Origin of the sequence: Pseudoalteromonas sp. THAF3 (assembly GCF_009363775.1) — a bacterium.
Classification (GTDB): Bacteria; Pseudomonadota; Gammaproteobacteria; order Enterobacterales; family Alteromonadaceae; genus Pseudoalteromonas; species Pseudoalteromonas ruthenica.
In genome coordinates, this window is sequence record NZ_CP045418.1 from 306,397 (window position 1) to 320,676 (window position 14,280).

At 48.1% G+C, this 14,280-nt stretch carries 11 protein-coding genes; 4 read left to right on the forward strand and 7 right to left on the reverse strand.

The annotated features are described in order from the left end of the window. Nucleotides 1–64: 64 nt before the first annotated feature. The 5 genes from FIU82_RS01440 to priA all read right to left on the reverse strand — a co-directional run bounded on the left by FIU82_RS01440 (nucleotide 65) and on the right by priA (nucleotide 5,207). A complete protein-coding gene (locus FIU82_RS01440) occupies nucleotides 65–439 on the reverse strand; it encodes a gamma-butyrobetaine hydroxylase-like domain-containing protein (RefSeq protein ID WP_022946649.1) in 375 nt (124 codons plus the stop codon). Nucleotides 440–490: 51 nt separating this feature from the next. Continuing rightward, the gene (gene hslU / locus FIU82_RS01445) at nucleotides 491–1,819 is read right to left on the reverse strand and encodes an HslU--HslV peptidase ATPase subunit (protein ID WP_152440151.1); all 1,329 of its coding nucleotides are present in this window, start codon (nucleotides 1,817–1,819) and stop codon (nucleotides 491–493) included. Nucleotides 1,820–1,830: 11 nt separating this feature from the next. After that, nucleotides 1,831–2,349 carry an ATP-dependent protease subunit HslV gene (gene hslV, locus FIU82_RS01450; RefSeq protein ID WP_022946651.1) on the reverse strand — a complete coding sequence of 173 codons (519 nt, stop codon included), beginning with the start codon at nucleotides 2,347–2,349 and terminating at the stop codon, nucleotides 1,831–1,833. Nucleotides 2,350–2,503: 154 nt separating this feature from the next. Next, on the reverse strand, nucleotides 2,504–3,034 hold the full coding sequence (locus FIU82_RS01455; protein ID WP_151173290.1) for an SPOR domain-containing protein: 531 nt from the start codon (nucleotides 3,032–3,034) through the stop codon (nucleotides 2,504–2,506). 19 nt (nucleotides 3,035–3,053) lie between these two features. Then, a complete protein-coding gene (gene priA / locus FIU82_RS01460; RefSeq protein ID WP_253946333.1) occupies nucleotides 3,054–5,207 on the reverse strand; it encodes a primosomal protein N' in 2,154 nt (717 codons plus the stop codon). A gap of 296 nt (nucleotides 5,208–5,503) precedes the next feature. On the opposite strand from priA, the gene rpmE reads away from it, so the two are divergent. Continuing rightward, nucleotides 5,504–5,719 carry a 50S ribosomal protein L31 gene (gene rpmE, locus FIU82_RS01465; RefSeq protein ID WP_081604468.1) on the forward strand — a complete coding sequence of 72 codons (216 nt, stop codon included), beginning with the start codon at nucleotides 5,504–5,506 and terminating at the stop codon, nucleotides 5,717–5,719. A 465-nt stretch (nucleotides 5,720–6,184) separates the two neighbouring features. After that, nucleotides 6,185–7,429, forward strand: coding sequence for a malic enzyme-like NAD(P)-binding protein (locus tag FIU82_RS01470; protein WP_130148090.1), 1,245 nt, complete (start codon nucleotides 6,185–6,187; stop codon nucleotides 7,427–7,429). Between the two features lie 191 nt (nucleotides 7,430–7,620). Here the strand turns inward: FIU82_RS01470 and metJ are convergent, their stop codons facing one another. Beyond that, a complete protein-coding gene (metJ, locus tag FIU82_RS01475; protein WP_022946657.1) occupies nucleotides 7,621–7,941 on the reverse strand; it encodes a met regulon transcriptional regulator MetJ in 321 nt (106 codons plus the stop codon). A gap of 179 nt (nucleotides 7,942–8,120) precedes the next feature. Here metJ and metB point away from each other — a divergent pair, with 179 nt between their 5' ends. Further along, nucleotides 8,121–9,281 carry a cystathionine gamma-synthase gene (metB, locus tag FIU82_RS01480; RefSeq protein ID WP_152440152.1) on the forward strand — a complete coding sequence of 387 codons (1,161 nt, stop codon included), beginning with the start codon at nucleotides 8,121–8,123 and terminating at the stop codon, nucleotides 9,279–9,281. 9 nt (nucleotides 9,282–9,290) lie between these two features. Beyond that, entirely contained in the window at nucleotides 9,291–11,636 is a 2,346-nt protein-coding gene (metL, locus tag FIU82_RS01485; RefSeq protein WP_152440153.1) for a bifunctional aspartate kinase/homoserine dehydrogenase II, read from the forward strand. Between the two features lie 51 nt (nucleotides 11,637–11,687). Here metL and FIU82_RS01490 read toward each other — a convergent pair whose 3' ends face one another. Beyond that, nucleotides 11,688–14,249 (reverse strand): penicillin-binding protein 1A, encoded by a 2,562-nt coding sequence (locus FIU82_RS01490; protein ID WP_152440154.1) that lies wholly within the window; start codon nucleotides 14,247–14,249, stop codon nucleotides 11,688–11,690. Nucleotides 14,250–14,280: the final 31 nt, after the last annotated feature.

Sequence of the window (14,280 nt, forward strand, 5' to 3'; positions counted from 1 at the left end):
AAGGGGGCGAGAGCCCCCTTTTCTTTACTCACCCACCCTAGGTGGTGATGGCAATGCACTTAGCTTAAGGCGTCACCTTAATCGCAATACTTGCATCACGCTGGGCATTCGCAGCTTTAAGTCGCGCCAAATAACTCTGCCAGAGATTATCTTTGTTGCTGGTCAGTTCGGCTAAGTAGCGAAAGCTGTATAAGCCACTGAGATGGCCATCATCAAAAATTAAGCGCACGGCATAGTGGCCAACAGGTTCGATTTTGTTGATACCAACGTCCCGTTTGTTGGTAACGAGGTTTGGCTCGCTTTGATGGTGGCCTTGTACTTCGGCAGAAGGGGAGTGTACACGCAGGAATTCAGCACTGAGCTCGGCGCTATCGCCATTGTCAAAGTGAATGTCTAAGGTTTTTGAACGCTGATGATAGTGTAAGGTTGTTATCAACATAAACCAGCCTCAGTAAAAAGGGCTTGGGTGGAGTTGCCCAAGCCCATGCCGTTATAAAATAAAGCGGCTTAGATCTTCGTCTTGCACCAAGTTACCCAAGTGGTGATTGACGTACTCGCCGTCAATGGTAAGACGTGAGCCTGCCTTATCGGAAGCATCGAAGGATATTTCTTCCATCAATCGCTCCATAACTGTGTGTAGTCGACGAGCACCAATATTTTCTGTCTTTTCATTCACTTGCCACGCTGCTTGAGCGATGCTGTCAATGGCATCGTCGGTGAACTCAATAGTCACTTCTTCGGTATTCATGAGTGCGATTTGTTGCTCCGTTAACGAAGCATGCGGTTCAGTCAAAATACGCTTAAAGTCATCGGCGCTGAGGGCGTCTAACTCAACTCGGATCGGTAAACGACCTTGTAGTTCAGGGATTAAATCCGAGGGTTTGGCCATTTGGAACGCGCCAGAAGCGATAAATAGAATATGGTCAGTTTTCACCATACCGTGCTTGGTGCTCACACTTGAACCTTCAATAAGCGGCAGCAGGTCACGTTGTACCCCTTCACGGCTTACATCTGGGCCATTTGCTTCACCGCGCTTACAAATTTTGTCTACTTCATCCAAGAACACAATACCGTGTTGCTCAACGGCTTCAATAGCGAGCTCTTTAACATCTTCAGGGTTAACCAATTTGGCGGCTTCTTCCTCAACAAGCAGTTTAAAGGCTTCTTTAATCTTCAACTTGCGCTTTTTGGTTTTGCCGCCGGACATGTTTTGGAACATGCTCTGTAGCTGGTTGGTCATTTCTTCCATGCCGGGCGGTGACATGATTTCAACATTAGGCGCTTGCTCAGCAACATCGATTTCAATTTCTTTATCATCGAGCTGACCTTCACGTAATTTCTTACGGAAACTTTGGCGGGTACTGCTATTTTCACTCGGTTGTGACTCGCCCCAGGTGTCTTTAGCTGGTGGCAATAATGCGTCTAAAATACGTTCTTCTGCAGCTTCCTCAGCACGGAAGTGGTGTTTCTTCGCCTGCTGCTCACGAACCATCTTAATGGCAATGTCGACGAGATCGCGGATAATAGTCTCTACTTCTTTGCCAACATAGCCAACTTCAGTGAACTTAGTCGCTTCTACTTTCAAAAAAGGAGCATTAGCAAGTTTGGCTAATCGGCGTGCTATTTCAGTTTTACCCACACCGGTTGGGCCGATCATAAGGATATTTTTCGGTGTTACTTCCGGGCGCAGGCTTTCGTCAAGCTGCATACGGCGCCAACGGTTGCGCAGGGCGATAGCCACCGCTTTCTTAGCATTGCTCTGACCAATAATGTGTTGATCAAGCTCGTGAACGATTTCTCTGGGAGTCATAGCTGACATGGCAGCTCCTTTTACAATTCTTCGATAGTTTGGTGGTTGTTGGTAAATACGCAGATATCGCCAGCGATTTTTAAGCTGCGTTCAACGATTTCACGCGCACCAAGCTCGGTGTTTTCTAGTAATGCAATTGCGGCTGATTGGGCAAAGTTGCCGCCGCTACCAATCGCAATTAGGTCATGTTCAGGCTGTACCACATCGCCATTACCAGTAATAATCAGTGAGGTGGTTTCATCAGCAACAGCAAGAATGGCTTCGAGTCGCCTTAAGGCTCTGTCACTGCGCCAATCTTTGGCCATCTCTACAGCGGCTTTGGTTAAATGCCCTTGGTGCATCTCTAATTTACTTTCAAAACGCTCAAAAAGGGTAAACGCATCGGCTGTACCGCCTGCAAACCCGGCGATCACTTTACCGTTGAAAAGACGACGCACTTTACGCGCGTTGCCCTTCATTACCGTGTTGCCGAGCGAAACTTGGCCATCGCCGCCAATAACAACCTTGCCTTCACGGCGTACAGAAACGATTGTGGTCATGTGTGTCCTTATACCCAGTCTGGGTGTTTGTAACTGTCTAATAGCGAGGAAATATGGGCATGAAAAAGGGATTTCAAGGTAAACTTGCAATCCCTTTATGTGATTTGCTGTGCCTGCTTGGTTATTTACATGGCGATAACGGCTTTCGCTTTGCCTAATTCCACAACCAGATGCCACAGCCCATGATTTTTGCCTGACGCTTAAGCTTGTTCTTATCGCTCTCTGCGCCGCGCTTGGTCGGATAGGGGCCTAACCGTACTCTAAACCAGACGCCATTGCTGCCTTCAGTGCGCCTGATTTCTGATACTAGCCCGACAAAGGCTATTTTGGCCTTGAGCGTTTCCGCCTGTGCATAGGTTCTAAATGACCCGCATTGCATTTGATAAGGGCCTTTTTGCTCAATTTCTTTGACCTCAACCTCTATCTCGGCTTGCTTTATTTCGTTGATAAATTCGGGCGTTTGCGGTTTTTTAATTTCTGGCTTGGAGGCGCTTGGTTTCTGCTTAACTTGCTCAACAGCCTCAGGATCAGCATTGGTTTTTATATACCAGAGGCCGTAAGCGAAGCCGGCGAGTAACAAAATGGCCAAAGTAATAAGCACAAGCGGCAGAGGCTTTTTTGCTGGGGCTTTTTTGTTCTTACCACGCTGAGGTCGTTTGCGATTTATATAGTCGTGCTGCGCCATAATTGTTTTTGTGTTCTCTTTACATCATGTCTATGGGATCAACGTCCAAATTCCAGCGTACTTTTTGCGCCAGCTTATTACTACCGAGGTAGTTCATTAGTTGCACCAAAAAGCCGTGTAGCGCGCCTCTATCTTGCCCTTGAATATGCAATTGATAACGGTATTTGCCAGCGACTCGTTCGAGCGGTGCGGGAATCGGACCCAGCAATTGTATCTTAGGCACGGGGGCTGCGGGAACTAAATCCGATAAAAAGCGCAACAGTAGCGATAAATCATGCGCTTCCGCCCTTAGCAGGGCTAAGTGCGAAAACGGTGGCATTTCTGTTTCATGGCGCTCTTGCAAAGCATAACGGGCAAAGTGTTGGTAACCATTATTGACTAAATCTTGCAATAGTGGGTGCTCTGGGAAGTGAGTTTGCAGCAACACGGTGCCTGGTTCGCCACTGCGCCCCGCGCGTCCTGCTACTTGAGTCACTAGTTGTGCTAAGTGTTCGGTGGCACGGAAATCACATGAGTATAACCCGGCGTCGACATCAAGAATAATGACTAGGCTGACATCGGCAAAGTGGTGGCCTTTGGCTAGCATTTGTGTGCCCACCAATAAGCGTGCGCCGCCGCGATTGATGGCAGCCAGTTCTTCCTCCAAACTGCCTTTACGTCGTGTTGAATCTCGGTCGATACGGCTGATGGGTGTGTCGGGAAATTGCTCGCTTAGTGCTTCTTGCAATTGCTCGGTCCCCAGCCCCACCGGGTTTATTTGTGTGCTACCACAATCCGGGCATTGCATGGGCGGTGCACTTTGCTCGCCACAATGATGGCACACCAAACGACGCATGGCCTTGTGGTAGGTCGCGCTGGTGCTACAACGCGAGCAGTCGCTGAGCCAGCCGCACTCATGGCAAATGAGCGAAGGGGAAAAGCCGCGACGATTCAAAAACACCATCACTTGCTTTTGTCTCGCCAGCTCACGCTTGATATAGGCTAGGGCGCTATGGCTGAGTCCAGCCTCAAGGTGCTGACCTTTAATGTCTATGAGTTCAAATTGATTATCACTGCTGGTTTGTGCCCGTTGAGTGAGACTGAGCAATTGGTACTTATCGGACAATGCACGGTTGAGTGTTTCCAGGGCAGGGGTCGCGCTGCCTAGAACTAAGGGAATGTTTTGCTGTTGCGCACGGTAAGCGGCCAAATCACGGGCGTGATAGCGTAGGGTGTCTTGCTGTTTGAATGAGGCGTCATGCTCCTCATCAACAATAATCATGCCTAAGCGTAAAAACGGCATAAAAATCGCCGAACGTGTGCCGATCACTATGGCACAGCTACCTTTTTGGCAAAACCGCCAGGTTTGCAAACGCTCATTATCTGTCAACGCTGAGTGCCAAAGCATAATTGGCGTATTGGGGAAGCGGCGGCGAAAGCGGTTTACCGTCTGTGGTGTTAGGCCTATTTCAGGGACCAAGACTAAGGCTTGTTTGCCCTGTTGCAAAACCTCCTCTAAGCACTGCAGATACACCTCGGTTTTGCCGCTGCCTGTGACCCCCTCAAGTAAAAAAGCGGCAAAGCCAGGGGATTGGTTAATGGCAGTGCAGGCGATGGCTTGTTCGCTGTTTAACCTTGGTTTGTTGGCCACCTGCAATGGCTGCTCGCGCCATTGACTATCAAATTCAACTGCTTGGGTTATTAGTTCTTTATTAATGAGGGCATCAATGGTGGCTTTGGAGTAGCCTAGAGCTTTAATTTCCGTGGTGGGCGATTTCCCTGATTCAGCCAGCTGCTTAAGCAAGGCTTGTTGCTTTTTCGCCCGCAGTGTCGGCTGCTGTTGCCCTTGCTCGGTGAGTTGCAGGTAATTAATGCTGGTTTTATCAATATCGGCGCCTTCACGCAGCGCTTTTGGCAAAGCGGTAAAGACGGTTTCACCTAATGGATAATGATAATAGCGAGCAGTAAATTGCAATAATTGTAGGTGACTGTCATCAATAATGGCAGTGCTATCGAGCACGGCCTTAACGGCTTTGACTTTCTCTTCCGGCATCTCTGTGCTGGCTTTTACCTTTAATACCATACCGGTCAGGACACGCGAACCAAAAGGAACACTGACCCTCACCCCTACAGTCACGGCGCGAGAGCACAACTCGGTGGGCAATAAATAGTCGAAGCTACGGTGTAAGGGCACCTTAAGTGCTACTTCAACGTAGCACGGGGTCGCGTTGCTACTGTGGCTGTTGGAATCGCGAGATGATGGCAACAAAAATCAGGCCCCAAGAACTAGAATATAGCGCTAATGTACTAAATTCATGGCGCAGTGAATAGCCGCAATTAAAGCTTGAACATTAATCAGGAGTCAAATAAAATACGCGGCCTTAAGGGTGCTGAGCGGGTTATATCCATGCTTTGGCACATTGAAACTAACGCGTATGGTGCCAAACTTCGGGTTTGGAGAGCGATACGGCCTATTTAGAGGTAACCCCCATGAAAGAAGGTATCCACCCTAAGTACGAAGCAATCAACGCAACGTGCTCTTGTGGCAACAAATTCCAGACAAGCTCTACCCTGTGTAAAGACATTCACCTAGACGTATGTTCAGAGTGTCACCCTTTCTACACTGGTAAGCAAAAGATCCTTGATACAGGTGGTCGTGTAGATCGCTTCAATAAGCGCTTCGGTGCGCTTAGCAGCAAGAAGTAATCTTTGCTTGTCGAGAAAAGCACCTTCGGGTGCTTTTTTTGTGTCTATGATTTTTATCCATCCCCATTATTCATACTAGCCATTTCACCTTAAGCTCTAGCTCATTTAAAGTGACAAAAAAGCACAATAATGACGCTAAAGTTCACTAAAATTCACTTACTTTGTTATTAGCGAACAATAAGATTCGTTATCCGATCGGTATTCTTTTTAGTTATATTAAGTTATTCGGATATAGCATTATGCATGGCTTTAGGTGGTTTTTTATGCATGCATAAGTCCCTATAGTGCATGGAATATCAAAATTTACACATAAAGCTTTAGATAATGTGCATGAATTTGGGCTTAAAACCCTGTAATTTCGTACAACAGGATAGACCTGATATTGCTTGAATATATTTAGAAAAGCGGTATGGTTTGCCTTAACTAGCTGAACTCTCACATACATTTCTAGCAGGATACTCGTTCATGTCTGACTTTCGTGAAAAAGCCCTCGATTACCACGCTAACCCCGTTCCAGGAAAAATTAGCATTGAACTCACCAAAAGCGCCGAGACCGTTAACGATCTCGCTTTAGCCTACAGCCCAGGTGTTGCAGAGCCGGTGCGTGAAATCGCTGCCGATGCTAACAATGCTTATAAATACACGGCCAAAGGCAATATGGTTGCTGTGATCTCTAATGGCAGTGCCATTTTAGGGTTGGGTAACTTAGGGCCGTTAGCGTCTAAGCCGGTCATGGAAGGCAAGGCACTACTGTTTAAGCGTTTTGCTAATCTTGATTCCATCGATATCGAGGTGAAGCATCGCACCACGGAAGACTTTATTAACACTGTAGAAAATATTGCCGATACCTTTGGCGGTATTAACCTCGAAGATATTAAAGCCCCAGAGTGCTTCGAAATCGAGCAAGCGCTCATTGAACGCTGTAATGTGCCAGTATTTCATGATGATCAACATGGCACTGCTATCGTCACGGCCGCAGGCATGCTAAACGCTTTAGAAATTCAAGGTAAAGATATTCGTGATGCTCTGATCGTGTGTTTGGGGGCTGGCGCAGCGGCAGTTGCATGTATGGAACTGCTTATTAAGTGTGGCGCCCAGCGCGAGCATATTTACATGCTTGACCGTAAAGGGGTGATCCACACGCGTCGGGATGACTTAAATGAATATAAGCAATTATTTGCTAACAACACCGATAAGCGCACCTTGCAAGACGTTATTGCTGATGCTGATGTGTTCGTTGGTGTTTCTGGCCCAGATTTGCTCTCAGCTGAAGACCTTAAATTGATGGCCGACAAGCCAGTCATTTTTGCCTGTTCTAACCCAGACCCAGAAATTAAGCCGGATGTGGCACACAGTGCGCGCAAAGACTTAATTATGGCCACTGGGCGCTCTGACTACCCGAACCAGGTGAATAACGTACTGTGTTTCCCATTTATTTTCCGTGGTGCACTGGACGTGCGTGCCACCGCTATCAATGATGAGATGAAAATTGCCGCTGTAGAGGCTATTCGCAGCATCGCCAAGGAGCCAGTACCTGAGTCAGTGTTAACGGCATCTGGAGTGAGCGAATTAGAGTTTGGCGCGCAATACATTATTCCCAAGCCCATGGACCCACGATTATTGCCACGCGTAGCGAAAGCCGTGGCGCAGGCGGCTGTGGAATCAGGTGTTGCGCAAATTGATATGCCAGCGAATTATATGGCTGAGTAATCACTTTACTACTCAGCGCCAGAAAAAAGAAAACCCAAGCTTAGTGCTTGGGTTTTTTATGGCTTGCAAAGAGCAATTGCTTCACTAACCGCTTTTCATACAGGCCGACTTGCGACATGTATGAACAACACTAAGCTAGCTCCTGCAATGAGGCCTAATGCTCAGGGGTTAGTTAAACTTGCTTGTCTTTGTTAGTCCTCTCCGATAACAGGCACTTCCACACCCATTTCTTCCATAATTTTTCTCACCTCTTCCGGTACCTTCTCCGGATTATCTTTTCGGAGATCTTCGTCATTTGGCAGCGGTTGACCAGTAAAGGCATGTAGAAATGCTTCACACAGCAACTCACTGTTGGTGGCATGACGAAGATTATTCACCTGGCGGCGAGTACGTTCATCGGTTAATACTTTTAAAACATTGAGCGGGATGGAAACGGTAATTTTCTTTACCTGTTGGGCTTTTTTTCCATGCTCCGCATAAGGGTGAATGTATTCACCATTCCACTTGGCCATAATTTGCGTCTTATTTTTGGTCACTTAGGCATCAATAAGGGCGAAATTTTATCGCGTTGGTAAGGATAGTCAAATATTCATAAATTAGCTATTTAGACGTATAAATGTTTTGACTTCTAAATTGTGTTAATTTAACCTTTTGGACGTCTAAACATCCATTTTCTTGATTGGGGGCAAATATGTCACAACTAAAAAAAGACACCATCGCCGTGCGCCATGGTATTGATGCTGATAAGCACCATGGTGCGGTGGTGCCACCCATTCATTTATCGACCACTTATTCCTTTGCCGATTTTGATAGCAAACGCGAATATGATTATGGTCGTAGTGGTAATCCCAATCGGGATATTTTGGCGCAGACCTTAGCGCAACTAGAGGGAGGTGAGCACGGAATTATCACCGCGACAGGTATGGCCGCAGTGCATCTAGTGACGCAGCTACTGACACCCAATGACACCCTAGTGATCCCCCATGATTGTTATGGCGGCAGTTATCGCTTATTTACCTCTTTAGCCAAGCGGGGGTTGCTCAAGGTCGAGGTTATCGATTTCACTCAATCAAACTGTTACCAACGCTTAGTGGCCGCCAAACCCAAACTGGTGTGGATTGAAACGCCCAGTAATCCCATTTTGCGACTCACGGATATCCGCGCAGTGTGCGATGCCGCGCAGAGCATCGGTGCGCTGGTTGCAGCCGACAACACGTTTTTATCTCCCGCCTTACAGAACCCGTTGTTATTGGGTTGTGATGTGGTGGTGCACTCGACCACTAAATATATCAATGGTCACTCCGATGTGGTCGGTGGTGCGGTGATCACCAAAACCAAAGAATTGGGTGAAGAGCTGGCATGGTGGGCTAATAATATTGGCATTACCGGTGCCGCTTTCGATAGCTATCTCACCCTGCGTGGTTTGCGTACCTTGAAAGTGCGCCTTAAGCAGCATGAAGAAAATGCCTTGGCGATTGCTCAATACCTTGAACAGCATCCTAGTGTGCAGTCAGTTTACTACCCAGGGTTGAGTTCGCACCCACAACACGACTTGGCAAAAGCGCAGCAACAGGGCTTTGGCGGTATGGTGAGCTTTGATATTAAAGGTCAGCTGCAAGACAGTGCAAAATTCCTTACTTCAGTAACGCAGTTTACCTTAGCGGAGTCGTTGGGCGGGGTGGAAAGCCTTATTTGTCATCCCGCGACCATGACTCATGCGGGCATGGATAAAGCCGCGCGACTTGAAGCCGGGGTCGGCGACACGCTTATCCGGATTTCTGTAGGTATTGAAGATAAACAAGATCTTATCGATGACTTAGAAGCCGCTTTTAACGCGTTAGCAAGAAAATAAGAGGATACTATGACTCAGGTTGTACATAAGTTTGGTGGTTCGAGTCTCAGCAACGCGGCGCGTTACCATGCGGTCGCCAATATTGTTATCGGCAACAGCCAACTCGGTGACGTGGTGGTGGTCTCTGCGGCGGGCAAAACCACGGATACGCTAGTGAAGTTGTGGCAGGCCTACCAACAGCACGATAGCCATGGCTATCATGATGTCTTGCAGTTGCTACGCACCCATCAGCATGAGCTTATTGATGAGCTATTAGCTGCGCCCCCGGCAAACGCTCTGCAGTCACAGCTTAATAGCGAGCTTCAGCGCATAGCCGAGCAGTTGCAGACCAACACCTTAGATGAGGCGTCCTTATTAGCCCATGGTGAACTGTGGTCGGCCCGCTTGCTCGCGACCTATTTGCAGCAATTAGGCTATGCTGCGCAAGATCTTGATGCGCGGCAGCTACTGTGTGTGCACCAAGGGCAACTACTGCATTTGGATAACGAAAAGCTCTGCGAGCGCCATATTGCCAGGGATAAAATCAACGTTGTAACGGGGTTTATTGCCGCCGATAGCAACCAGCAAACAGTCACCTTGGGACGCAATGGCAGTGACTACAGCGCCACCTTATTGGCCCGTTATGTCAACGCCAAACAAGTTTGCATATGGACCGACACGCAGGGGGTTTTCAGCACCGACCCACGTAAAGTAGCCGATGCCTTAAAGTATCAAAAAATTTGCCGTGGCCAAGCCAACCGCCTGGCCCAGTTAGGTAATCCGGTATTGCATGCGAAAACGCTGTCGCCTTTGCAAGGTAGCGCCATCAAGCTATCGGTGCGCAGCTCCTATGACAGCGATGCCAGTGGCACTGAGATTGTCCGCGAAGGTTACTGTAAGCATAAACGTTTTTTGACCACCATAGAGGGCGTTGACCTATATCGTGTGTCGAGCCTTAAAGTGGATGAACTGGCAACCTTAAGCCAGCTTATACAGCACACCATAGGCCACTTTCAGCAGCAGGGGGTAGACTTTTTGATTGTACCCAGCGCCCATAGCACTCTTATCTCCCGTGAGCTGGGAGAGCGTGGACAACTCGTTGAGTCAAACCTCAATGGGTGCGCCTTAGTCAGCCCAAACCAGTATACTCAGCAAGGCTACCAAGAAATGCTGGCATGCTTAGAGCAACTTAACTTAACTATCCGCTTTAGCCACTGCGATCAAGACTACGCCTTGGTACTGACCGATCAAATCATTGATGCCGATAGCTTAGGGAAGGTACACCGCACTTTAATTGGTGCACACCAGCAAATTGCCGTGATTGTCGCCGGCCTTGGAAATGTGGGCAGTGTGTTTTTACAACAGTTTACGCAGCAGTTAGCGCGTTTAGAGCAGCACTTTGAGGTAAAACTGGTTGGTCTACTGCGAAGTCGCAGCATGTTATTTGACCCCTGTGGGTTAGACCCGCAGAACTGGCAAGGTCAATGGTTAGAACAAGCAGTTCCCTATCAAAGCGAGCAGTTGTGCGAACGCCTCAATGAGCTTGATTACGAACACAAGGTGGTCATTGATATAACCGCCAGTGAGTCATTCAGTGGTTTATACCCTGATTTTGTGCGTGCTAACTGTCATTTGATCAGTGCCAACAAGTATGCCGGAACAGCGCCACATAGTTGGTATCAGTCGTTACGTAACGAGCTGGCAGAGCGCAATCTCAAATGGCGTTATAACACCAGTGTTGGCGCTGGGCTACCCATTAACTTTGCATTAGCCGATTTGCAGCGCAGTGGCGATGAGATCACCCGTATTCAAGGTGTGTTTTCTGGGACGCTATCATGGCTATGCAGTCACTATGATGGCAGCCAAGCTTTTTCTGAGCTGCTTTTTGCGGCGCAAAAGTTAGGCTTTACCGAGCCCGATCCGCGTGAAGATTTATCCGGCCGAGATGTACAACGTAAGCTGTTGATCCTCGCACGCGAGTTGGGTTTGCAGTTGGACATTGACGATATTGAGCTAAGCCCGCTGATGCCAGAGTCTTTAGCACAAGGGAGCTGGCAAGATTTTCTGGATAACATTGCCTTACTTGATGACTTTGTTGGCACCCACGCACAGCAGGCGCAAAAAGAGCAAAAGGTACTGAGGTACAACGCTGACTTACGCATTGTTGATGACAAGGTAAAAGCCCAAGTGGGTCTTGTTGCAGTAGCACAATCCAACCCCTTAGCTGGATTAAGTCCGGGCGACAATATCTTTGTCGTTAACAGTCGCTGGTATGCGCAGAATGCCTTGGTTATTCAAGGCCCTGGTGCAGGGAAAGAGGTCACCGCTGCAGGTGTCCACTCAGATCTCTACTGGCTTATTGAGAGTCTTAGTTAATGCGGTAACAGGGTAATAAAAAAGCCAAGCATTATTGCTTGGCTTTTTTATTTAGAAGAGTTCGTCTTCAGTGGGCAGCTCAGGTTCATCCTGCCCTTGAGTTTCGAAGATCACCGGCGGCGCTTTTTCCACATATTTAGTGGGGGCAGTCCCTTTTATAAAGTATTCGAAGCGGCTGGTGTGGTCATTTTGATGACTCAATAATCCTGATTTTAGATCAATTCGTACTGATTCCAGTCCTTCGGGTGGCTCGATAGGGGCCGCAGGCTCATCTTCAAGGGCCACACGCATGTAATCAATCCAAGCCGGTTGCGCTGTTTTTGCACCAGACTCGGCACCAAAGGTTTGTCCTTTCCCTAAGTTGTTGTTGTAACTGGTGCGCCCTAGTGGGTTACCTGGGTTATCGAAGCCAACCCACACTGTGGTCATAACATTGGCGTTAAAGCCACTAAACCAGGTATCGACCGAGTTGTTAGTGGTGCCGGTTTTACCTGATAAATCACGGCGCTTTAACCGCGTCGCGCGCCAGCCAGTGCCATTCCAGCCGGTGCCATGCTTCCAGCTGCCACCACCCCAAATTGCACTGGTCATCGCATCGGCAATTAAGAAGGCATTCTGTTTAGAAATAACCCGTGGTGCGCATTGCGGTAACTGGGTATCAGTAGTCTCTGTGCTGTCAGTGTTGTCGGGGTTACCCTCACTGGCGCCGCTGGGCTCAAGCATTGCCAGCTCTGCAAACATTTCATTACTGCGCTTTTGCTCTTCAGAGCAGGCCTTATAGGGGTGAGCTTGCATTAGCACTTCGCCTTCGGCGCTTTGTATTTCGGTAATAAAGTAAGGCTCAACTAAATGTCCACCATTTGCGAAAGCACTCATACCGCGAGCTAATTCTAAAGGTGTTAATGAAGCACTCCCCAGCGCCAGGGTTTCATTGCGCGGAATATCTTCATCATGAAAGCCAAACTTGAGTAAATGTTCAGCGGCAGGGTCAACACCTACGCCGCGCAGCAACCTGACTGAAACCACGTTTTTTGACTGCGCTAAGGCACGTCTAACACGGATCGGGCCGACATATTTAGCTGGGCTATTCTTGGGTCGCCAAGCAACACCTTGGCTTTTATCCCAGTGGTTTATCGGCGCATCGTTAATAATGGTTGCTAAGGAGTAACCGTGCTCTAACGCCGCTGAGTAAATGAAGGGCTTGATGTTAGAGCCAACTTGGCGCTTTGCTTGAACCGCTCGATTGTACTGGCTTTGTTCAAAGCTGTAGCCGCCGACAATCGCCTTTATGCGGCCATCTTTAGGGTCAATAGAGACCAGTGCACTGGATGCTTCGGGAACTTGCGCTAACAGCGGGCGGCCGTCATTGTCGAAACGATACCAAATCTGTGCACCTGCAGAGAGAATATCGGCTGCGCTCTTCGGAGCGTAACTTTGACGAGACTGGGTAATAAATTTGCGCGCCCATTTTAATCCGTCCCACTCTATGGTGAACCGTTCACCTAATTCATTAAGTACTTCAACGGATTGTTCGTCCACACTCATCACCACTGCACCATGTAAGTCGGCGAGTGGGTTAAGGCCCTGTAAGTGGGCAATTAACTGTGGTTCGTCAAGAGGAGCTTCGGTTTCGCTATCCCATAGCACGGCTTCGGGGCCGCGATAACCATGGCGCATATCGTAAGCATATAGATTATCACGCAATGCTTGCTGAGCTGCTTGCTGCACTCTTGACTCTACCGAGGTGTAGACTCGCATACCTGAATTATAGGCTTGCTCCTCGCCATACTGAGCAACTAACTCGGCGCGCACCATCTCAGAAATATAAGGAGCATAAAGCTCTATCTCGGCGCCATGGAAACGGGCGGTAATTGGTTTGTTAGTTGCCTCATCAAACTCAGCCTGAGTGATATAGCCCTCATCTAACATCCGGCCTAACACCACGTTACGACGATTTTTAGCACGCTCAGGGTTGCGGATAGGGTTAAGTGCAGAAGGTGCCTTAGGTAGGCCTGCAATCATAGCCATTTGCGCTAAATCAAGCTCTTGTAGAGGCTTTCCATAGTACACTTGTGCTGCAGCACCGATGCCAAAGGCACGATTACCAAGCTCAATTTTGTTGAGATAGAGCTCGAAAATTTCGTCTTTGGTTAATAATTGCTCAATATGCAATGCAATAAATATTTCTTTCACTTTTCGGATGTATGCTTTTTCCCGAGTAAGAAAGAAGTTTCGTGCCAGCTGCATGGTGATGGTACTTGCGCCTTGGCGCTTTTCACCGGTCGAGATAAGAACGATTGCACTACGGACAATACCGATAGGGTCGATACCGTAGTGATCGTAGAAACGATTATCTTCAGTGGCCAGGAATGCATTCAGCATAGGCTGAGGTACTTCGCTGATTTTTACGGGAATTCGCCGTTTTTCACCAAACTGGTTGATAAGTTTTCCATCTCGGGTAAATACTTGCATTGGAGTCTGCAATTTTACGTCCTTTAGCACCGCCACACTGGGGATGTCAGATCTGACGTAAAGGTACAGCCCAGCTAGTACGATGCAGCCCAAGAGGACACATATGCAAAGGATTTGTAAAAATTTTTTGAATATTTTCACGGATATTTCCCTGTTTGGACTCCCAATTGAG